Annotated in this window: 17 protein-coding genes; 12 read left to right on the top strand and 5 right to left on the bottom strand. The window is 46.6% G+C overall.

The annotated features are described in order from the left end of the window. Positions 1 to 293: 293 nt before the first annotated feature. From H6626_07450 to H6626_07440, 3 genes are all read left to right on the top strand, one after another. The gene (locus tag H6626_07450) at positions 294 to 1,751 is read left to right on the top strand and encodes an NAD(P)/FAD-dependent oxidoreductase (protein ID USN46065.1); all 1,458 of its coding nucleotides are present in this window, start codon (positions 294 to 296) and stop codon (positions 1,749 to 1,751) included. A 3-nt stretch (positions 1,752 to 1,754) separates the two neighbouring features. Beyond that, positions 1,755 to 1,940: a hypothetical protein gene (locus H6626_07445; GenBank protein USN46064.1), complete on the top strand. Its 186-nt coding sequence runs from the start codon at positions 1,755 to 1,757 to the stop codon at positions 1,938 to 1,940. A gap of 157 nt (positions 1,941 to 2,097) precedes the next feature. Then, positions 2,098 to 2,880 (top strand): hypothetical protein, encoded by a 783-nt coding sequence (locus H6626_07440; GenBank protein USN46063.1) that lies wholly within the window; start codon positions 2,098 to 2,100, stop codon positions 2,878 to 2,880. On the opposite strand, the gene H6626_07435 is transcribed toward H6626_07440, so the two are convergent. From H6626_07435 to H6626_07425, 3 genes are all read right to left on the bottom strand, one after another. Further along, on the bottom strand, positions 2,872 to 4,641 hold the full coding sequence (locus H6626_07435; protein ID USN46062.1) for a SulP family inorganic anion transporter: 1,770 nt from the start codon (positions 4,639 to 4,641) through the stop codon (positions 2,872 to 2,874). The genes H6626_07440 and H6626_07435 overlap by 9 nt on opposite strands. Positions 4,642 to 4,659: 18 nt before the next feature. Continuing rightward, positions 4,660 to 5,229 carry a 4-phosphopantetheinyl transferase family protein gene (locus H6626_07430; protein ID USN46061.1) on the bottom strand — a complete coding sequence of 190 codons (570 nt, stop codon included), beginning with the start codon at positions 5,227 to 5,229 and terminating at the stop codon, positions 4,660 to 4,662. A gap of 147 nt (positions 5,230 to 5,376) precedes the next feature. Next, complete coding sequence (locus H6626_07425; protein USN46060.1) at positions 5,377 to 5,580, bottom strand: hypothetical protein; 204 nt, start codon at positions 5,578 to 5,580, stop codon at positions 5,377 to 5,379. A gap of 190 nt (positions 5,581 to 5,770) precedes the next feature. On the opposite strand from H6626_07425, the gene H6626_07420 reads away from it, so the two are divergent. Beyond that, positions 5,771 to 6,094, top strand: a complete 324-nt coding sequence (locus H6626_07420; GenBank protein USN46059.1) for a hypothetical protein — start codon at positions 5,771 to 5,773, stop codon at positions 6,092 to 6,094. Positions 6,095 to 6,201: 107 nt separating this feature from the next. Here H6626_07420 and H6626_07415 read toward each other — a convergent pair whose 3' ends face one another. Beyond that, complete coding sequence (locus H6626_07415) at positions 6,202 to 7,962, bottom strand: hypothetical protein (GenBank protein USN46058.1); 1,761 nt, start codon at positions 7,960 to 7,962, stop codon at positions 6,202 to 6,204. Between the two features lie 1,049 nt (positions 7,963 to 9,011). On the opposite strand from H6626_07415, the gene H6626_07410 reads away from it, so the two are divergent. Then, positions 9,012 to 10,271 carry an HNH endonuclease gene (locus H6626_07410; protein ID USN46057.1) on the top strand — a complete coding sequence of 420 codons (1,260 nt, stop codon included), beginning with the start codon at positions 9,012 to 9,014 and terminating at the stop codon, positions 10,269 to 10,271. Between the two features lie 178 nt (positions 10,272 to 10,449). Here H6626_07410 and mazG read toward each other — a convergent pair whose 3' ends face one another. Next, positions 10,450 to 11,253 (bottom strand): nucleoside triphosphate pyrophosphohydrolase, encoded by an 804-nt coding sequence (gene mazG, locus H6626_07405; GenBank protein ID USN48905.1) that lies wholly within the window; start codon positions 11,251 to 11,253, stop codon positions 10,450 to 10,452. Positions 11,254 to 11,414: 161 nt separating this feature from the next. Between mazG and H6626_07400 the strand changes: the two genes are divergently transcribed. The 7 genes from H6626_07400 (at position 11,415) to H6626_07370 (ending at position 20,526) form a co-directional block, all read left to right on the top strand. Next, positions 11,415 to 13,874: an HDIG domain-containing protein gene (locus H6626_07400; protein ID USN48904.1), complete on the top strand. Its 2,460-nt coding sequence runs from the start codon at positions 11,415 to 11,417 to the stop codon at positions 13,872 to 13,874. Then, positions 13,871 to 14,299 (top strand): rRNA maturation RNase YbeY, encoded by a 429-nt coding sequence (gene ybeY, locus H6626_07395; GenBank protein ID USN48903.1) that lies wholly within the window; start codon positions 13,871 to 13,873, stop codon positions 14,297 to 14,299. The genes H6626_07400 and ybeY overlap by 4 nt, the downstream gene beginning before the upstream one ends. Positions 14,300 to 14,461: 162 nt before the next feature. Continuing rightward, complete coding sequence (gene prfB / locus H6626_07390; GenBank protein USN48902.1) at positions 14,462 to 15,541, top strand: peptide chain release factor 2; 1,080 nt, start codon at positions 14,462 to 14,464, stop codon at positions 15,539 to 15,541. A 1-nt stretch (position 15,542) separates the two neighbouring features. Then, positions 15,543 to 16,766: an ABC transporter permease gene (locus H6626_07385; GenBank protein USN48901.1), complete on the top strand. Its 1,224-nt coding sequence runs from the start codon at positions 15,543 to 15,545 to the stop codon at positions 16,764 to 16,766. Further along, complete coding sequence (locus H6626_07380) at positions 16,759 to 17,436, top strand: ABC transporter ATP-binding protein (GenBank protein USN48900.1); 678 nt, start codon at positions 16,759 to 16,761, stop codon at positions 17,434 to 17,436. Before H6626_07385 ends, H6626_07380 begins: the two co-directional genes overlap by 8 nt. 77 nt (positions 17,437 to 17,513) lie before the next feature. Continuing rightward, positions 17,514 to 19,967 (top strand): outer membrane protein assembly factor BamA, encoded by a 2,454-nt coding sequence (bamA, locus tag H6626_07375; GenBank protein ID USN48899.1) that lies wholly within the window; start codon positions 17,514 to 17,516, stop codon positions 19,965 to 19,967. A 43-nt stretch (positions 19,968 to 20,010) separates the two neighbouring features. Continuing rightward, the gene (locus H6626_07370) at positions 20,011 to 20,526 is read left to right on the top strand and encodes an OmpH family outer membrane protein (GenBank protein USN48898.1); all 516 of its coding nucleotides are present in this window, start codon (positions 20,011 to 20,013) and stop codon (positions 20,524 to 20,526) included. The last annotated feature ends 2 nt before the right edge of the window (positions 20,527 to 20,528 follow it).

The raw sequence follows: 20,528 nt of genomic DNA, 5'->3' as shown, positions 1-20,528 counted from the left end.
CTTTATTGTAGCATCCCGTACCGTTTACCAGAAAATTTAGTAGCCTGCTGTAAAATGGTGATACAGGAACACACGAACTTCACTTTTTTCATGGGAGTCTGCCTGGATGCTATTTGCCATTTTGCCTCCTGGGAGATTGGAATCGAGGCCGGCATCTAGGCGATAAATATGTTAATTTTCGATAATAAATACGAGAAGTTCAGCGCCTATAAACGGCATCGCGCACCTGGACATCATCGGTGCTTCGCACTATTCTGTTGAAGTGGCGACACTTTTTATTGGTAGGTGAACGCATGGCAAATGTTGTTATTTTAGGAGCAGGAATTTCTGGGCATACGGCTGCGACTCTTTTGCGGCGTCGCTTGGGTTCTGCAAATCATAAGGTGACGGTGATCAACCCACGATCTGATTGGAACTGGATTCCGTCTAATATTTGGGTGGGTGTGGGGCTTATGTCGGCCAGAGATGTGTGTTTTCCATTGAAGCCAGTTTATGACAAACAAGGAATAGATTTTATTCAGGGCCGAGCCCTGTCGATCTTTCCTGAAGGGGGTCCCGATCACGGTAGCCCGTATGTGGTTTATCAGCGAACAGATCTGGAATCAGCTGGTGAAGAAACCATCCCCTATGATTATCTGATCAACGCCACGGGACCTAAGTTGAAGTTTGAAGCCACCAAGGGATTGGGGCCGGATCATTTCACAGCGTCGGTATGTACGGCGCCTCACGCCGAACAGGCGGCGCAAAAGTTTATTCATGCTATTGAAAGAATGAAAAAGGGTGAGAAACAAAAAATTGTGGTGGGTTCTGGGCATGGCACCTGCACCTGCCAGGGTGCTGCATTTGAGTACATATTTAATGTGGAGTACGAGTTGCGACGACATGGGGTGAGAGATAAGGCGGAGCTGACATTTCTCACCAACGAATATGAGTTAGGGGATTTTGGCATTGGTGGAGCCCATTTTAGACGAGGTGGGTATATTATCCACAGTAAGGTATTTGCTGAGTCCCTATTTGCAGAGCGGGGCATTCACTGGATAAAACGGGCTCATGTGTCTGAAGTTACGTCTAACCGAATTGCATTTGAAAATCTGGCCAACGAAGCCGGCGAAATCGACTACGATTTTGCCATGCTGCTTCCGCCATTCAGTGGGGTAGGATTAAAGGCTCAATCAAAAGCGGGTGTAGATATCACCGATCAGCTGTTTGCCCCCAATGGATTTATGAAAGTCGATGCAGATTACTCGGGAAAAGCCTTCGATCAATGGAAAGCCAGCGATTGGCCGCGAACCTACCAGAATCAAACTTATAAAAATATATTTGCCGTGGGAATTGCATTTGCTCCACCCCATGGCATTTCAAAGCCTATGAAAAATAAAAATGGAACTCCAATTAATCCGACGCCCCCTCGGACGGGGATGCCGTCGGGGATTATGGGCAGGGCTGCGGCCATGTCGGTGGCTGATATGATCTTACATGGCGCAAGTGACCCTACACGTGAAGCCCCGTTTGCCGATCTCAGCGTGGCCTGCGTGGCTTCAGCTGGTGCGAGTTTTTTGAATGGCAGTGCAGCGTCGATGACCATCTCTCCAATCATTCCTGACTTTGACAGGTATCCTGAGCATGGTCGCAGTTTAAAATACACATTCGGAGAAATTGGTCTTGCCGGCCATTGGATCAAGCGTCTCTTGCATCATATGTTTATATACAAAGCCCAGTGTAAACCGGGTTGGTTTTTGATTCCGGAGTAAGTTATGAGTGAAAATCACGAAGAGGTGAAAAAAAAAGACGCCTATCAGCCAGAGTATTATTCAGTGACGCCTACGGCTGTGGTTCGTTTCTTTCGCGTTTTTTGGCCGTGGCAGTTTTTTCGGTTTATTGTCATTAATATCAAAATGATTCGAATGATCAGTCGGTCACACAGTAAAAAGAAAGACTAAGAGCGAGAGAGTGTTAACTTCTTGTCGGGCCGGCTATACGGGGAGGCGTGAATCCAATCAAAATTTCTCGCGGTGGTTTATCGGGTTGGGAGTTGCGGTGAGTTCCGCACAGATTGTTGCCATTTATGCGTTTAATACAAATCAATAAGGCCAGGAGATGAATTTAACAATAGCTCTACGGACTTTTAAAGCGAGGCAAAAAGAGATGGGGGAAGGGCATTGCAGTAAACAGGCGCTTGACTCTTGGCCCGTGGTTTTTCGTAGATTTTTAGACCTCAAAGCCATTGACCATGGTGGGTTCAAAGAGAGTGTTGATTGCGGCCAATGCAAAATGGCCCAAACTGGTCAATACAAAGAATCATTAAAGTGCTGCACCTATTTTCCATTTTTGCCCTGTTTTTCTGTGGGTGGGGTATTAGCCGGCGGCGGCCCCGGGGCCTCTGTGGTCAATGATATGATTCGAAACCGCCAGTTTGTATTGCCCATTGGTGTGGTTCCAAGCTGGCAATATCGCACAAAACACAAGTCCATGGGCGGAGCCGATTTTGGACAGCGAGAAGACCTTTTGTGTCCCTTTTTTCAGAAGTCGACTCGCAATTGCACGATCTGGAAATCCAGAAATAGCGCGTGTACCACTTTTTATTGTAGCAGCGATCGGGGGCAAGCCGGACTCGATGCTTGGGCAGAGCTTTACGATGATCTGTATGAGCTAGAGATGCATCTTGTTCAAGAATATCTTCTGTTTAGGGGTTTCAGCTGGGAAGAGATTTGTGAACAGTTGGAATATTTAAAACTTCCGGCCAATCAAATGCCCATTGAATATTTGCCACAAGAAAAAATGGATAGCTTGTGGCAGCATTGGCAAAATCAGGAGTCTCGATTTTTTATTGAAGCCTTTCATTGGGTGTCAGAGCTGAGTGACGCGGATTTTTTACCGTGAGGATGTTGCGCCAGGCAATCCGGCACATTCATTAAAGATTCGCGCTTTGCAGGATCTGCAAACGTCGGCGTTCATCTTAGAAATCACATGACTGATAATTTCACCTTTAGAATCATAGATGATGGGTGGTTCGTTATTTTCTAAGAATCCGCATTTCTTAAGGGTTTCTAGAACACAGGGCTTCACACTATAAAAGTAGAGTTGAATGCCTCGCGACTGTAAATCCATTTTTATTTGATTCAGTAAATCAGCCCCTGCGGTATCAATAAAATTAATTCCCTGTGCCACTATAGTGAGGTGTCTAAGGTCAGGCGATTCATCGACAGTCTTCCAGATAGCATCACGGACTGAGGTGACAGCTCCAAAGTAAATGGAGCCATCAATTCGAATGAATTTTAACTGGGGACACTCTGGTAGGTTTGGATCAGAAATAAACTTTCGACGGCTGTCACTGGGGTTAGGAATTCGCGTATGAATAGCCGGCCTGGAGGTTTTTGAAAGGTAATAGATAAGTGAAGCAATAACCCCTGTCAAAATGGCGAATTCGAGATCTAAAAACAGAGTCCCTAAAAATGTAATGGCCATGGCCACGGTGTCACCTTTAGAGGTCTTAATTGTGGTCTTGATACTTTTTATATCGGTGATGCCATAAGCCACCAAAAATAAAATTCCGGCCATGGCCGCATTGGGTAGATAGGCCGCAAGTGGAGCGACTAAAGCCAATATGAACATCAATAATAGCCCGGCGAGAATAGCAGCCAGTGGAGTACGAGCATGGGCTTCATAATTAGCGCCTGTGCGATTAAATGATCCCGTGGATAAATAACCAGAAGTGAAAGTGCCTGCGATATTCGATAGGCCCTGTCCAATAAATTCTTGATTGATGTCGAGAATCTGACCGCTCTTTATGGCCACCGAACGCGCAATACTCACGGCTTCAGTGAGAGTTAAAATAGTGGCCGCCATCACCGCGGGCAGCAGTTTAATAAACGTGTCGTAGGTTAGATCGGGAGCCGTTAGCGGAGGGAAATGGGCCGGAAGGGCCCCCACAGTTTTAATCACTTCGGGTGGTAGAGCAAAGCTGATTTGCAACAAGTAGCCCACAACCGATCCCACTAACATGGCAACGATCATAAATGGAGCCCGCGGAAAAAATCGGCGCACCAGCGCTCCGCTGAGCAACGTCGACACACTGACGGCAAGCACATGGGGGTTTACTTGTTGTAAGTGAGTGGTAAATTGAAACAGTATTTCGTAAAAACCTAGTCCTGGGGGAATAGCCACACCGGTGAAATTCTCTAGTTGTTTAAACGCAATCAGTAAAGCGGCACCGGCCGTATACCCAACAATGACCGAGTTGGAGACAAAATCTACCAATGTTCCAAGTCGAGCCAGCCCAAAAATAAGTTTTGTGATTCCCACCAAAAAGGTCAGGGTGAGGGCCAGTTGAATAAATTCGGGAGATCCGGCTGAAGCATATTTGGTCAAGAAAGCAAACATCATGATAGATGCCGTAGTGGTTGGTCCTGATACCAAATGATAAGAGCTTCCAAATAATGCAGCCACTACGGCGGGCAGCATGGCTGTGTACAATCCGTAAACCGGAGGCATGCCGGCAATCACAGCAAAGGCCACGCCCTGGGGTAGCACAATGATGGCTCCAGTGAGGCCGGCCCAAAAATCATTTTGAACTGTTTTTTTGTCTTTGAGTAAAGGCAACCACTTAAGAAAGGGAAACAATGATTGAGTTGAGACCTTCATGAATTCCACACTGAAACCTTAGGGTGCTGAAGTCAAGGACAGGGCCACAGCAAAAATGTGGTCGTCGGGACCGATGTGTCCCGTGCGCCCGTGGATGACGTCATTGTCCTTACGAGTGGTGGCTTCGAAAGAATCTTCACTCCAGTTTAAAACAAAAATTTCAGAAAGAGTCAGAGGTTGCTTGGCCGGCCATAAACTCTTAAAGGCAGCTTCTTTGGCCGACCACAAGTGGGCGGGCGAGGGCGCTAGAGATATTTCTTCAGGCGAGGCCATGCGTTGAATGGTCGGCAAACGCACCCGGGATTGCACTTCAAGGTCAAATCCCAGCCCTTTTGATGATTCAACAAGGGCAAAGCCCCCGAGCATGGGGCTATGGCTGATTGATATTTTAAAATCAGGGTGGTGGGGAATTTGAGAAAGGTCTTCCAGGCTTTGCATATTGGCGTCGTCACTTGCGCCAATTTTTTGTTGAATCTGTGTTCGAATTTTAGTGCGGAAGTCAGGTTGGTCGGAACCCCACTGCGGGGAGACACAAATCAAGATGGGAGTTTCGGGTGAACCGTTGAGGCAAATAGTCAGGCTTATCATTTCAATGCTCACTACCACTGATCATGGCGATGGGCAACGAGCGGGCCCATTGGGGCAAAGAGGTGATTCACTGGTTTTTTGAAATTGAGGTGGATGAGATCAGCAGACATTGAGTCCGTGCTCTCATCCACTGAAGTCGGGAGGCGATTATGGCTGTTCGTTTTCTTGGCAGTTAGAAAGCCCAGAGCTGTCTACATCACACACCATAGCTTTTCGAAGTAGACCAAAAAGAAATCCGTCGTTTCGAAGCACAATGGCTTTACCTTTTCCCACTCGAGCCACTCCGCCGTAAGAGCAACCCACAGATGCGGCAATCAGTGCACCGAGTATTAGTATTTTTGCTGTCTTCATTGGAAGCCTCCAAGAATAAGTTAGGTTTTAGGTTAATCTCGATTGTTCGACCCTGGCCCGGGGGAGTCAACGGTAAATATAGATAAATGCTGCATAAATTAGTGTTTCATTATGATATTTAAAATATTATGCGACGCATAAAGTTTTTGCCATTTCTGCCGATAGATCTAGAGGGGAGGGGACTTTAGTCTTGAAACTAGCTCGCATGGAACCATTCATTCTAAAGCCAGCTGTGGATACGGAAGTGGCCCTAGTGGCTCGTCGGCTCCACATGCAACACCAGCAAGCGGCACCGGCCAGCGGCGCTGGATTAGAGCAAGGTTTAGATAGCTCCACCAATGCAGGAGTGTCTGGTGGAGTGCTCCGTCTGAGCGAGTTTCTCAAGCGCTATCATGGCAAACCCCCGAAGGCGAATCCATCGCGGCAGCGGCATTTAGTATTGCGATACGAAACGCTGTTTTCAAAAGTCGAAGAACTTGATGGCAAGGGATTGCGGTTTAACTTGGAGTTGTGATGAGGAGTGCTATTGGGCCTAATAAATTTTAGAAGTCGGAGAGTTTGATGGCTGCGGTCTGTGGCCAAACCAGAAGTTATGATCGGGGTCACTCAGCAAGCACGCTATTAAGGCAAATATTCTGAAAGATGATCCATCCATCGCAATTGCGGTGTTTCAGAACCGTTGTTCATACGCCATACCTTAAAAAAATCCCAGTTTGTATAGGTGCTTCGCTGCATGAGTTCGGCCATGGTCTTTTGGTTACCGTCAGTGTTTGTACATGCCGGAGTGCAAACGACTGTGTCAGAGAAATATGTGCTAAGGGGTGCCACTATGAGAGGCTTTGCCGCCACGGGCCCCACTTCCAATGCGGCGCCTGTTGCCGTGATGTTAGAGGCCAAAGAGTAGGACAAATAGGCCTTGCCCCAATCGTGACTGACCAGGCCAGCCACATGATCATCGCCCGTCACGGCACCCGTAAAATAGCTATTTCTCACAGTCATTCTGTTGCTCATTCCGGAGCTACCATAGTCAGTGGCTGTGCCGGCATCCGTGGACGTAATCACAGACGAGCTTGTCGACTTCTCTATGGTTCCAGATGTGGATTTTTTGATTCCCGCAGCAAATCGATCGCCATCTACCGTGCCGGACGTTATCGCAAATGAAATGTTCCCGCTGCCAGTACCGGAAACGCCCCCGGCAGCGGTGACTCCGATTACAGAACCGCTAAAGGACACATAAGAAATATGGCCATGCGAACCCAAACCTGTAATACCCCCTGCGGGGTAACCATTGGATTGGACGTGTCCAGAAACAGAAATGTGATGAATTTGGGGATCGTTAACAATCGACGCAATGGCGCCGGCCTCAAAGGCGCCTCTCAGATCAATATTCGTCATTTTCAAATTACTCACGCTGCCTTCTAGGAACGCAAAAAGTGAAGGGTAGCTGGCGTTTTGTCGATTTAATCCATCAATCGTATGCCCATTGCCATCGAAGGCTCCGGTGAAAGAAACACCTCCGGGGTCTCCAATGGAGGTCCAATTGTTAGTGCCAACGGCAGTGATATCTGACCCGAGAATGTAAAACTTAGACGCGTCACTGGTAGCCATGACCTGCAAGCCGGCCAAGTCATTGATAATAATAGGGGGTGAAGCCAGTTGTGTTTTATAGATCCACGTTCTCTTTGGCTGAAGACTGCTCTGAGAGATGTAAAAATGCACAGTTAAGATTTTTGTGTCGAAAGACAAATAGGGAGATGTGGTTGAGTAGTTATAGGTCGCTGAAAAAGTGCCACCACCGGCGGTATCACAACTGACAGTTTGTTCAGATGCTGTGGGGCTAGTGATCAGAACATCGCCGAGGCCGACGTCGCACTCGCCAGTCAATGTCCATGCCGGAGACATGGTTTCATCGACGGTTCTGGCTGCGACAGTGGCTGAAGGCAAGGAGTCCCCCGTAAAAGACAAGCGTGGTTCGTTCACCGAGATCTGATTGCTTGCGGCACTAATGCTACTTCCATTCACAGTAACTGAGATGGTCTCGGTGATGGCTGCAACTTCAGAAAAGAATTTGAGTGAATAGGTGCCATCTAAATTGTCGACAACTTGGGTCAGCCAGGCTTGAGCGTCACTTCCTGAAGTCGACACGGTGACTGTGGCTAAAGGGTCGTAAAACAAATCACCATATTGATCGCGAGTTGAAATGGTAATATCTACGGGCGTGTTTCGAACGGAAGTGGTCTCACTAAGTGAAAATTCACTGAGAGCAAGGCTGAGTGCGGGAGGACCTGTTGGCGCGGGTGGGTTTGGGCTAGGCGGTTCTGATGAAACTTTAATAGATCCGTTGATTTTATTATCTGCCAGCTGACATGCTGTTGTAGCCACCAGACTGCTAAGCAAAAATAGACGAAATAAAACAAAGAGGTGGCGTACCATTTTTGTAGGCCGACATTTTACCTCCCTATTAAGCGCTCCATTAACAAAGAGTCTGCGGTAGCTAGCCGCAGGATAAAAAAGCGCCTTTAAGCACGACGTTTTTCTGCAAATAGCTATTTTGTCCAAAATTTGATTCATCACAAAATCTCTTCGACCTTTCTAAAGGCCCATATCGGTTAGATATTGATCGGCAGTTTGGCCCAAAACTTGACTGTTTTTTTAGTTATTTTGGCAATTTTTTAGTTATTTTTAGTTATTTTTGGTTATCGAACTGCCTCAAAATGAGAGTTACGTACGAGTTACGAGTTACGAGTTACGAGTTACGAGTTACGAGTTACGAGTTACGAGTTACGAGTTACGAGTTACGAGTTACGAGTTACGAGTTACGAGTTACGAGTTATGAGTTACGAGTTATGAGTTACGAGTTACGAGTTACTAGTTGCTAGTTGCTAGTTGCTAGTTGCTAGTTGCTAGTTGCTAGTTGCTAGTTGCTTTAACGGGTTATCAGAGGGACTCTGGTATTTTGAAAAACAGCTCCGCTGGCTCATAAATACGGTCATCAAACCTGTGTTTTCGTTAAGGGCTTGAGACAACGGAGGGAATGGCCTCAAAATGAAAGGATGTAAGAATGTAGGAATGTAGGAATGTAGGAATGTAGCTCAAGTAAATGGGTCGATACGAATCTCAAGACGTCCCGAAAATGGACTGGACTTCGATAGCCTCAGCTCACTGGTAGGTAGTCCGCGCCAATTAAAAATACACTTAAAGAAAAAATAGTATTGACGCCGTTTTTGACGTCATCATTGCCCTTGTGTTGAACTTACGTTGACCTTTGTGACTTTAAAGTATCGTCTTGGTCCTTAAGCCGCAGGTTGGGGCGTATGATGCATTACATGCAACTTCTATATTCTGACTCGTTCGACACAGAACAGACCAAAAAAAATGCCGTGGTATAAGAGTTCATTCCTTTTCAGGAGTTGAATTTAAAAGGAGGCCCCATGCAGTTAAAATACCTTTCAGACAACGATTTACATTTACACACCAAAGATCTCGTTCGTAGGGAGCGGGAGCTTGTGACAAAAGTTTTGCATCACTTAGCTGAAATTGAGCGCCGAAGGTTATTTAGTGCGTTTAAGTGTTCATCGTTGTTTGATTATGCGACCCGGCTACTTGGATATTCAGAGAGTCAAGCTCACCGACGCATCAGTGCCATGAGAATGATTCTCGAAGTGCCAGAAGTGGAGCAAAAGCTGGAAGAAGGAAAACTAACTTTAACCAATGTGGCTGAGGCCAGAAAGTTCTTCCGCCAAGAGGAGAAATCATTGGGTACCAAACTCAATTGCCAAGAAAAGAAGCAAGTCCTTGAAAAGCTAGAAAACAAATCCACCAGAGAAAGCGAGCGAACACTGGTGGCGTTGAGTTCAAGCCCCATTAAGGCCAAAGAATCCACCCGAATTGTCTCCTCCGAATTGACGGAGTTAAAAATTATTGCCGACCAAGCCCTTATGGAAAAACTTGAAAAACTTCGCGGGCTATTGGCGCACAAAAATCCATTCCCATCCCATTGTGAGCTTCTGCATATGCTTTGCGATGTGGCCATTAAAGAAATTGAGCCCAAAAAGCCAAAACAAAATAATCAGCCAGGTCTTGTCACCACTATGATGCATAAAGAAAAGAAACATCAAAAAAATCTGCCAATGAGGATAAGTAAAATCAACAAAAACGGTGAGCCTCAAGGCCACCAACAGAATCAACCGGGTGTCGGCGACATTACGGCGCCTCGAGCACATCTAAATAGGGTTCATGGCGAAACCAATAAAAACGATGAAGCCAAAATTCTAAAGCCAAATGGCCATCAAAACCTAGGTGAAACTACGGCGCCACAAGGGGGGCCGCGTCAATCGTATCTTCGCACACTTTGCAATAAAGCTATTAAAGGCGTTGAGGTCGCAACGCCAAATCAAAAGGATCACCAAAACAACAACAAAACTACGGCGCAACAAGGAAGTTTGCGTCAAAAATACCAACGGTCTGCAATTCCGCAATCAATAAAGCGTCTGGTGTTTCATCGTGATCAGGGGAGGTGTGTTCATTGTGGTTCAGGTTATGCGTTGGAATACGATCACATTCAGCCCCAATGTTTGGGTGGGGCTAATGATGTTTCAAACTTGCGACTGACTTGTCGATCGTGCAATCAGCGATTTGCCATTGAAAAACTGGGGCAGCAGTTCATGCAAACCCACCTGAAAATAACTTAAGCGATGGCCGGCTTGGCTTTTCGCCGGCAGAGATGTGAAATGAATGCTATCGTGCATTCAGTTTGTGGCATTGATGTTTGATGTTTCGTGCTTGATGCTTCGTGCTTGATGCTTCGTGCTTGATGCTTCGTGCTTGATGCTTCGTGCTTCGGAAACCTCGATACCGGCCGCCAAATCCCTATTCGCCGGTCGAGGTTTCGCTCTTTTTCGCCTGACTCCAAAACTCTTCAAGTTTTTCGGGCGGTGTGTGATGCGGGTCAAAGCCCGCGTCAGCGGCCAGGGTCATCATTGATTGAAAGCGTTTGCGAAAGCGCAAATTGGTTTTTCTGAGGGATTGTTCTGAATCAAAATTCAAATGCCGCGCCATTTGTGCAATGGTAAATAACAGATCACCCAGCTCGGCTTGTTGTTCTTCCACGGTGCCGGCAGTAAGGGCTTGCTTGAACTCAGCCAACTCTTCATCTATTTTTTTCAATACGCCATCGACTTCATTCCAGTCGAAACCAAATTTTTTTGTTTTGGCTCCAATCTTTTGGGCTTCGATCAGCGCCGGAAGGCCCTTGGGGGTTGAAATGTACTCATGCGCTTTTTTGGGAGATTCTTTGGCCTTTATTTTTGCCCAATTTTGCAAGACCTCATCCGAGTCAGCCACCTTGGTGTCGTCAAATACGTGGGGGTGGCGTCGAACCATTTTACGGCCAATGCCCTCGATCACATCAAAAATGTCGAATTCACCCTCTTGACGCGCAATCTCTGCATGTAAGACCACCTGCAGCAACACGTCTCCCAGCTCCTCGACCATGCCATTTTTGTCGTTTTCATCGATGGCTTCGGCCAGCTCAAAAGCCTCTTCTAAAGCAAACTGGGTTAAAGTTTGGTGATTTTGCTCCTTGTCCCAGGGGCAGCCCTCAGGCCCTCTCAGGTCAGTCACTATCTGTAAAAAACTACTGAAATCGCGAAAGTTTTTCGGTGGAAGGGGCATAAGTAGGACTCCTGTCGACAACATATGAAAAGTTACTTATTCTTGCAGTGAATTACTGGCCTATATACAAGTCTGGTTTCGCCGGGATGCCAATTGAGCAGACTCAGGTTTGACGCCTATAAAACCGATAAAATGGCTAGTAACTCAATGGATTGATTTAAATGAAATTACCGGGTCAAAACAAACAAAAAAAGGGTCTTAATCAAAAAGACGGAATTCACTTGCGACGCAAGTATGTAGACCCCTCCCTACAATTTTTAAATTGGGTCAATAGCCTTGGCTTTGGCAAAAGTCGTTTTGGTCGCTGGCTTGTGTTTGCCGAAGAGCGGTTTCACTTACAACGAGTGACGCTGGTTTCGGCATTTTGTTTAATATTAGCGCCCCTGTTGTACTATGAGTTTGATTTTGCTGAGCGGGTTGATGTGGGGGAAGTGGCCATTGTTGATATCAAATCACCCATTGCTCTACAGATCGTTGATGAAGACGCCACGGCCCAGAAGCAACAGGAAGAGGCCGATGCCATACCGGCAGTTCTCGATTTTGACTATGAGGTCTACGAGGGTGTTTATGCCCGGATTTCTAGGGCTTTTCAGGAAATGCGCCATTTGGTTAGGCAGCAAAGATGGCTTGAGAACGAATACGAACGAGAAGAGCAAATCAAAGAATTCGTCCAGCATCGGGCGAAGTTTGAACAGCTTTTGGGTGTTGAAGTGTCTGGTCGCACCTTTGAGTGGTTGGTGGAAGAGGGGTTCAGCGCTCGTATTGAGAATATTCTTATTCGAGCTATAGGGCTTTGGGGCGGAGAAAAAACCATCGATAGCCTCGATAGCTTAAGCTTGGTTTCAGCGACAGCCGAATCCGCAAGTATCGTGCCTGTCGGGGGAGCGGGAAATGAATTTATGCTCCCTATTAGTTCCATAGTGGATCTTAAAAAACGGCAGGATCTCACGTTGAAAGACGTGCGGGGAGCTGGAGCGTTAAGGCCCGTGCCCAGAGAACGCCTCACCCGACTGGCGCGAAAGTTAATGGTACCTAACCTGACATTTAATCGAAAAGAAACTGTGGCCCGAAAAGCGGCCGCTCGCGAGTCGGTTTTGCCCGTGCAGATCTCACTACGTCGCAATCAGACCATAGTGGCTGCAGGAGCTGTGGTGATGCCCATTCATGTGAAAATTCTAAATGAAATACACAGCAAACAAAGCAAAGAACGCACTTACTTGATGTCGGTGATGACGGCAGCCCTGTTGGTGTTGATGGCTATGGTGTTCTTTTCGTACTTGCGACGTTTTAGCCTTAAGCGAGTCCGAGTGTCCGATAAAGACCTTTTGGTTATGGGTACGGTGACCATCATAGTGGGCATTATTACAAAACTATTTTTATTCACTACGCACGCCGCCTTCCTAGATCGATTCGGCTCGATGATACCTCCCTCTGTGTTTATGTTTGCCGCACCAGTGGCCGCGGGTCCCATGTTGGTGGGTCTTTTAATCACATCCGGCGAAGTGGTATGGGTGTTTACGGTGTTTATGGCAGCAGCCTTAGGATTTATGGTGGATATGGATTATGGATTCCTTATGGTGTCCGTAGTCGGTGGCATCGCTGCTGCCCGCGGGGTGTATGGTTGTACACGTCGTAATGACATCTATTGGGCTGGTCTGCGCACGGGTCTTGTGAATATGGCTGCCATAGTGTTTTTGGCCTTCTTGACGTCTTCTGGTTTAGATGAATTATTGCGCCAACTGCTTTGGACAGCGCCGGCCGGATTTGTGGGTGGAGTGTTATCATCAATGGTGGCGATGATGTTGGTGCCTCTTCTTGAATCTGGGTTTAACTACACCACGGATATCAAGCTGATGGAGTTAGCCAACCTGAACCATCCACTCATGCAAGAGATGATGATGAAATCCCCGGGGACCTACCATCACAGTATATCTGTAGGAAACATGGTTGAGGCGGCGGCAAAAGAAATTGGTGCCAATGCACTGCTTGCAAAAGTTATGGCTCTTTATCATGACATTGGAAAAATGGAACACGCCCAGTATTTTATTGAAAACCAAAGTGGATATAATCCGCACGATCACATTTCGCCATTCATGAGTAAGACAATTTTGGTAGCGCATGTAAAAGACGGCGCTGAACTGGGGCTTAAACATAAGCTCGGAACGCCCATTATTGATGGGATTTTGCAACACCATGGTACCACGCTAATTTCGTACTTTTACAACCGAGCTGTAGAAGAAATGGACGAAAACATAGACCATGTTGATGAAAATGAGTTCCGATATCCTGGTCCGAAGCCGCAATTTAAAGAAGCCGCACTTGTGATGTTGGCTGACAGTATTGAAGCCACAGCTAGAACTCTCGATGAGCCCACGCCATCGAGGCTTCAGAATATTGTTAAGAATATTATTCAAAGTAAGTTTATCGATGGTCAACTGGATGAGTGTAATTTGACCTTAAGAGATTTATCGACCATTGAAACGGCCTTTCGTAAAATTCTACTTGGCATTTATCACCAACGTATGGATTATCCCCACATGCGAGATGGTAAAGTGGTATCGGTGCCGCAGCCAGGTAGCCGCCCGAAGGGCTCATCGAAAAAAGGTTCTCACGTCGGATGACGTTACTTTGTATCAACCAATCGAAATTGCGAATGCCGCGGGTTTATTTGCAGAATTGCGTTGAGCAGGTTGTTGCGAAGCTCAAACGAAAAGGTTTCGCAAGGCAATTAAAAGACAAGCAGCTTGTGATCGTATTTTTAGATCCTAAAGAAGCTAAAAGGTTAAACCATCAGTATCGCGGTAAAAAGTATGCCACCGATGTCTTAAGTTTTTTGCCCATTGAACAACATAGCCTGGGTGAGTTGGTGCTTTGCCCGCAAGTTTTAAAAAAGCAGGCTTTGGAGCATGATCTCACCTTCCGGGACGAGTTGTGCTATATGGTCCTACATGGAATATTGCATCTGCTAGGCTTTGACCATGAGCGAAGTGAAGCCGAGGCGCGTAGAATGTTCCGCCTTCAAGACGAAATATTTGAATCTTTGTGAAGAATTAGGTACCAAGTTTCTTTTTGCAACTCGTGGCGTTAGGCATTCCCAGGTATCCCTTGCAGGAATGGCTTTGTATCATGAGTTTTTAAAAAAGTTTGGCACTTAAGGAGTTCGTCATGTCCATGGCCACAGAGTTAGCTGATGTAAAAGGGCAGTTGGTTGATAGCCGACAAAAAACCGCAGATTTGCGGAGGTACCTTTGACATCGATATTAAAGAAAAGCGTCTCGAAGAGTTAGAAACTCAATCGCAAAACCCAGAAATTTGGAACAACCCCCAGCAAATGCAAGCCCTTAATAAAGAGCGAGTGGTGTTAGAGCGTTCGGTGCAAGACTGGAATGATCTTAACAGCAAGGTGGACGATGCCTTTGTTCTCTTAGATATGGCCAAGGAAGAAAATGACGAGGGTGTTTTTTCTGAAGTAAAGGTGGAAGTGGCAAAAATCCAGGAGCTTGTCGACGGATTGGAGCTTAAAAGCCTCTTAGGGGGCGAAACAGATCCGAATAGTGCCTACTTGTCTATTAACTCTGGTGCCGGTGGTACGGAGGCCAGCGACTGGGCCTCCATGCTTTTACGAATGTACTTGAGATATTGCGAAAAGCAGGGCTTTAAAGTGGAAATTATGGCCATGACCGAGGGTGAAGAAGCTGGGATTAAGTCGGCGACTTTGCATATTGAAGGTCCTTTTGCCTATGGCTATCTCAAGACGGAAACAGGCGTTCATCGCCTGGTTCGGATAAGCCCTTTTGATTCTAATGCCAGAAGGCACACCAGTTTTGCGTCTATTTTTGTGTGGCCAGAAGTGGATGACAATATTGAAATTGAAATAAGGGACGAAGATATTCGACTGGACACCTATCGAGCCAGCGGCGCGGGCGGTCAGCACGTAAACCGAACGGACTCTGCGGTGCGAATCACGCATGAGCCCACGGGTATTGTGGTGCAGTGTCAAAGCCAAAGAAGTCAACACGCCAACCGGGATAAGGCTTTTAAAATGTTGAGGGCGGCCCTTTACGAACACGAGATGGAAAAGCGGCAGCAAGAACAAGACGAGGCCAATAAGAAGAAAAAGGCCATTGAGTGGGGGAGTCAAATTCGATCTTATGTGTTGCACCCTTACCAGATGGTGAAGGATCATCGAACAGATGTGGAGTCAGGCTCACCACAAAAAGTTTTAGATGGCGATATTGATGTTTTTGTCGAGGGGTACTTGAAGCAACAAGCTCGGGGTGGAGATTAATTTGTACGGTCTTTGGGTGACATGGAGACAGATGCGGGGTGGTCGAGGTTATTTTGGCATCACGGCTTCGTTTGCCATGTTCGGTATGATTTTAGGTGTGGCCTCGTTGGTTGTGGCCATGGCGGTTGTCAGTGGCTATGAGACCACATTGAAAAAGTCGATTGTCGATGTGGTGGGCCATGTGATTGTGTCAAAGCGTGGGGCAGCCATTGGCGATGTGATTTCATTTACTGAAAAAATCAAAACAGTTGTGGGTTCACACTTAAAAATGACTCCATTTGTAGTTGTTGAAGCCGTACTTGCGCGAAAGGGCCAGTTGTCAGGCGTCATCGTCGAGGGCGTCGAAAGGCAAACGGTGGCAGAGGTTTTGAAATTAGAAAAGAGAATCATTCAGGGGAAATTCGACCTCGAAGTCATTCATGATATCCCAGGCGTTTTGCTGGGACGTGGTCTTGTGAAACGCTTTGATTTAAAATTAGGCGATGAGTTTAAAGTGGTGATGCCCCAATCTGACCCATATGATGCCACTCAATTTCGGCCCCGCGTGCGTCGTTTCAGGCTCACTGGTGTTTTGGATCTGGGTAGATATGATTACGACAATCGATACATTGTTGCCGATCTTAAGGCGGCTCAAGAGCTTGCGGAAATTGGCGATCAGGTGATGGGCGTGCGACTACGCCTCCCGGAGGATGATCAGGCTCGGCCAGTGGCTGCAAAATTGGCAGAAGATTTGGGTTTTCCCTATTGGACTCGGGATTGGACGGATTTAAATCGCAATTTATTTGAGGCTATAAAGTGGGAGCGATGGATCATCTTTTTAGTGATATCAGTCATGATCATTGCCGCTGCATTTAACGTGTCCAGCACGTTATACTTTAGCGTACTAAAGAGATTTGCAGACATTAGTGTTCTTAAAACCATCGGTGCGTCTCAAAGTTTTATTTTACGTCTTTTTGCTCAACAGGGATTGATCATTGGAGTTGTGGGCTCGTTTCTAGGTCTTTTATTGGGTCTGCTGGCTTGTTACGCCTTTTCCTTTGCGCAAGGTCAATGGAACATTTTGCCTGCAGAAGTGTACACGCTGACAAGTATTGAGGTAGAGGTGAGGGGAACAGATGTTTTAGCGGTATTTGCAGCATCCTTGTTGATTTGCTTTTTGTCCACGCTGGCTCCGGCACTCAGAGGGGCCCGCTTAAAACCTGTTGAGGGGTTAAGGTATGAGTGAGGTTTTGATTCAAGCCAAGGGCGTGAAGAAGGTCTATAGCCATGGCGGAAACCAATTGACCGTGGTTCAAGGCATAGATCTAATGGTGCATAGGGGTGATGCGCTTTGTATTCTTGGGCCATCGGGGGCCGGAAAAAGCACTTTACTGCATATGCTGGGCGGCCTTGATAAACCGTCCTTGGGTCAGGTGATCTACCAGAACGAAAATCTTTTTAAAAAAACCGATGACGAGTTAGCTCATTTTCGAAATCGAAGCGTGGGATTTGTGTTTCAGTTTCATCATTTGTTAAAGGAGTTCACCGCTCTTGAAAATGTGGCCATGCCTGCGCGCATTGGAGGAGTTCCTCATAGAGAAGCTCGACGCCGAGCGGAAGAATTGCTGGGACGGCTTGGGTTGAGTGACCGAAAAACTCATTATCCCACAGAGCTCAGTGGTGGAGAGCAGCAGCGCGTTGCAATAGCTCGAGCCCTGGTGCAGAAACCTGAAGTGTTGATGGCCGATGAGCCCACGGGAAATCTGGACACTGAAAATAGTAGGAACATCCAAAAGCTTTTTTTCGAGCTGAAAGAGCAAATGGGGTTAACCTTAGTGGTGGTGACCCACGATCAAAATTTTGCGTCACTGTTTCCAAGGCAAATGACTTTAAAAGACGGCCGGTGGAGTGCCTAGCGAGCTCCACGGATTCCTATCCCCGGCCATGTGTGCTTAATTGATAGGCAGCTGTCGTCTGGCTCACAGAGTTAGAATTGAATCTGCACCTCCAGTGGGCCGATTATAATTCCACGGCTCGTCAGGCTCTCTTTGACAAGGTTTCGAAAGCAGGCTACGCTCAGCCGTTATTTTTGACTAAGTGCTTAAAACAATTAGGGAATTTTAGCTTGGTAAATCTTCTTAGAGGTTGCATTCCATTCATTTTTGCCGGCATATTAGCCGTACCAGCATTCGCCGCGTCCAGTATAATTGGCGAGATTGTTATTAAAGGGCCCAAAAAGATTGAGTCAGCTGCTGTTCGCGGCAAGTTGGCTTCAAAAGTGGGTGACTCCGTAGACCGTGTAACCATTCGAAAAGACGTGGAACAACTTTTTGCCACTGGTTTTTTTAACGACGTTCGCGTGGAGCAACTGGATAAAAATGGAAAGGCTGTTTTAGTTTACACGGTGGTGGAGAAACCATCTATTGCTAGCATCTCCTACGAGGGCAATGATGAATTGAGCGACGATGACATATCTGAAGTGGCTGAGCTTAAGGCCTTTGAAATTTTGGACATGTCGCGATTGCGGGTGGCCTCTGAGAAAATTGAAAAACTTTATGAAGATAAAGGGTTCTTTTTAGCCCGAGTGAAAGTGCGCGTTGAGGATGATTCGGAAAGCGACAATGTTCGGGTGATTTTCGATATCGTTGAAAACGACAAAGTTATGGTGAAGAGCATTCGGTTTCTTGGTAATCGTCAGCTTCCCAGCGGCAACTTGCAAGGAGCTATGGAAACCAAAGAAGGTGGTTTTTTTAGCGCGATTTTTGGTGGTGGTGCCTACAAGCAAGATGCCTTTGATCGAGATGTCCAGCGTTTGAATTTCTTGTACTTCAACGAAGGCTTTGTGCAGGTCAAGATTGATCGGCCCCAGGTGTACGTGACTCCAGATAAAAAGGGCATTTACATTACGATTCGAGTGGAAGAGGGCGATCGTTTCAATATTGGTTCTGTAGACTTCGCGGGTGACATGTTGTTCACCCACGATGAGTTGCGAGAAGCCACTTTGGTCCAAGAGGGTGACCAATTTACCTATGAAGATCTGCAAAAAGATCTCCGCTCATTGCAGGCAAAGTATGGTGATTTGGGCTATGCGTTTACCAACGTCATACCCCGCACAAGAGTTCGAGAAAAAGATCAATTGGTGGACATCACCTATGAGATCGACAAGGGTCAAAAGGTTTTCATCGGCGAAATCAATGTGGTCGGTAACACCACAACTCGCGATAAAGTGGTTCGCCGTGAGCTTCGAATTCGCGAGGGAGAACTTTACAACGAAACTCGAAAACGAGAGTCGTTGGCAAATGTGCAGCGGCTTGGGTATTTTGATGAAGTTAATTTCAATGTGAAAACTCCAAAAGGCCGCTCTGACATTATGGATATTGATATCATGGTGAAAGAGCGCAATACGGGAAGCATTCAACTGGGCGCTGGGTACAGCTCGCAGAATGGAATGGTCGTAAATGGGCAGATTCAGCAGATCAACTTGGCCGGCCGTGGGCAAAAGTTAAGTGCTACACTTGATTACAATAAGAACCAAACTCGCTTTAACCTAAACTTCACGGAGCCGTATCTACTAGATACGGAGTGGTCAGTAGGGGTGGACGCCTATCAGTCTGAGAGAGTGCTGATTGACTATAACGAGCAAAAGCGTGGGGGAGCCTTGCGTGTGGGGCACCCGCTGGCGCCTTATTTAGACGGATATTTGAGTTATAAGTTAGATGACACGTTCCTAGAGTTGACCTCGGGGGACCCAGCGCTATTTCCCGTGGATACGGCCAATGGAATCACTAGCTCCCTTACAGCAAGCCTCGTTTATGACAAACGAAATGACCGTTTTGCCCCTACCGATGGTGTTTACTCAAATGTGTCTGTGGAGTACGCGGGGCTTGGGGGAGATCTGAACTACACTAAAGGTGGAGCCAATTTCAGATATTACAAAACCGTTTTTTGGGAACTGGTGTGGCGAAACAACATCACCTATGGGTTTATCTCTTCGAATCTAGACAATTTGGCCCCACCCTTTAACCAGCTCTATCTCTTGGGCGGACCCAACACTTTGCGAGGCTATGATTGGTTCACTGTGGGAAAGCGAAAATTCTCGAAAGCAGCCAAGGATGAGGCGGCCTCAGTGGTGCCAGGCCTAACCGATGAAGAGATACAAAATCGGGCCATGCGTCCTTTTGGCGGATCGCAGCAACTTTATTACAACATGGAATTTCAATTTCCTTTGATTAAAGAGGCTGGAGTGATGGGCGTGACCTTTTTAGATGTGGGTGACGCGCAAGATCAGCTGAATCTCGGACAGTTGCGCAGTGACTTGGGGTTTGGATTTCGTTGGTTCTCTCCCATAGGTCCGCTGCGGTTTGAGTGGGGGTTTCCTTTGGATCGCAGAGAAGAGTTTGATGATCCCCCTTACAAATTTGAATTTGCCATTGGCTCACCGTTTTAAATTATGGTTTAATTCTGCCAATGTTTAATGAGGAGAAGATTTTATGATGAATCCTTTAAGTCGCCTTGTGGTTACGTGCACTCTTTTAATGCTGCCACTTTCAGCTATTGCCAATACGAAGATTGGTTACGTGGATATGAAAAAAGCCGTAGAATCCACCAAGGCGGGTAAGTCAGCCCGCGAGACTCTTGAAAAAGAGTTTGCAAAAAAGAAGACGGCGCTTGAGAAGCGAAAAGCCGACATTGAGAAGATGACACAAGACTTTGAGAAAAAGAGCATGGTGTTATCAGAAGATGTGAGGATAAAAAAGCAACAAAGTCTTCAGGAAGAAGTTTTGAAGTATCAAAAAATGTTGGGTGAAAGTCAGGTGGACATCAGCCAAAAAGAACGCGATTTGATGATGCCCATATTGGGGCGCTTGCGCGATGTGATTCAAGATGTAGCTAAAGAAAAGGGCTACACTATGGTGCTTGAAAAAGCCGAGCAAAGTGTACTTTGGGCCAATGAAGAACTTGATCTGACAGATGAGGTCATCAAGCGCTATGACAAAGGCAAATAAGG

The organism is Pseudobdellovibrionaceae bacterium, assembly GCA_023898385.1.
GTDB lineage: Bacteria > Bdellovibrionota > Bdellovibrionia > Bdellovibrionales > UBA1609.
The sequence above is the reverse complement of the archived record's forward strand: the minus strand, read 5'-3'. Positions and strand labels throughout refer to the sequence as shown.

Bases quoted from the DNA above. Each gene is read 5' to 3' on its own strand.
- H6626_07450 (USN46065.1), top strand. From the start codon at position 294: ATGGCAAATGTTGTTATTTTAGGAGCAGGAATTTCTGGGCATACGGCT.
- H6626_07445 (USN46064.1), top strand. From the start codon at position 1,755: ATGAGTGAAAATCACGAAGAGGTGAAAAAAAAAGACGCCTATCAGCCA.
- H6626_07440 (USN46063.1), top strand. From the start codon at position 2,098: ATGAATTTAACAATAGCTCTACGGACTTTTAAAGCGAGGCAAAAAGAG.
- H6626_07435 (USN46062.1), bottom strand. From the start codon at position 4,641: ATGAAGGTCTCAACTCAATCATTGTTTCCCTTTCTTAAGTGGTTGCCT.
- H6626_07430 (USN46061.1), bottom strand. From the start codon at position 5,229: ATGATAAGCCTGACTATTTGCCTCAACGGTTCACCCGAAACTCCCATC.
- H6626_07425 (USN46060.1), bottom strand. From the start codon at position 5,580: ATGAAGACAGCAAAAATACTAATACTCGGTGCACTGATTGCCGCATCT.
- H6626_07410 (USN46057.1), top strand. From the start codon at position 9,012: ATGCAGTTAAAATACCTTTCAGACAACGATTTACATTTACACACCAAA.
- mazG (USN48905.1), bottom strand. From the start codon at position 11,253: ATGCCCCTTCCACCGAAAAACTTTCGCGATTTCAGTAGTTTTTTACAG.
- H6626_07400 (USN48904.1), top strand. From the start codon at position 11,415: ATGAAATTACCGGGTCAAAACAAACAAAAAAAGGGTCTTAATCAAAAA.
- ybeY (USN48903.1), top strand. From the start codon at position 13,871: ATGACGTTACTTTGTATCAACCAATCGAAATTGCGAATGCCGCGGGTT.
- H6626_07380 (USN48900.1), top strand. From the start codon at position 16,759: ATGAGTGAGGTTTTGATTCAAGCCAAGGGCGTGAAGAAGGTCTATAGC.
- H6626_07370 (USN48898.1), top strand. From the start codon at position 20,011: ATGATGAATCCTTTAAGTCGCCTTGTGGTTACGTGCACTCTTTTAATG.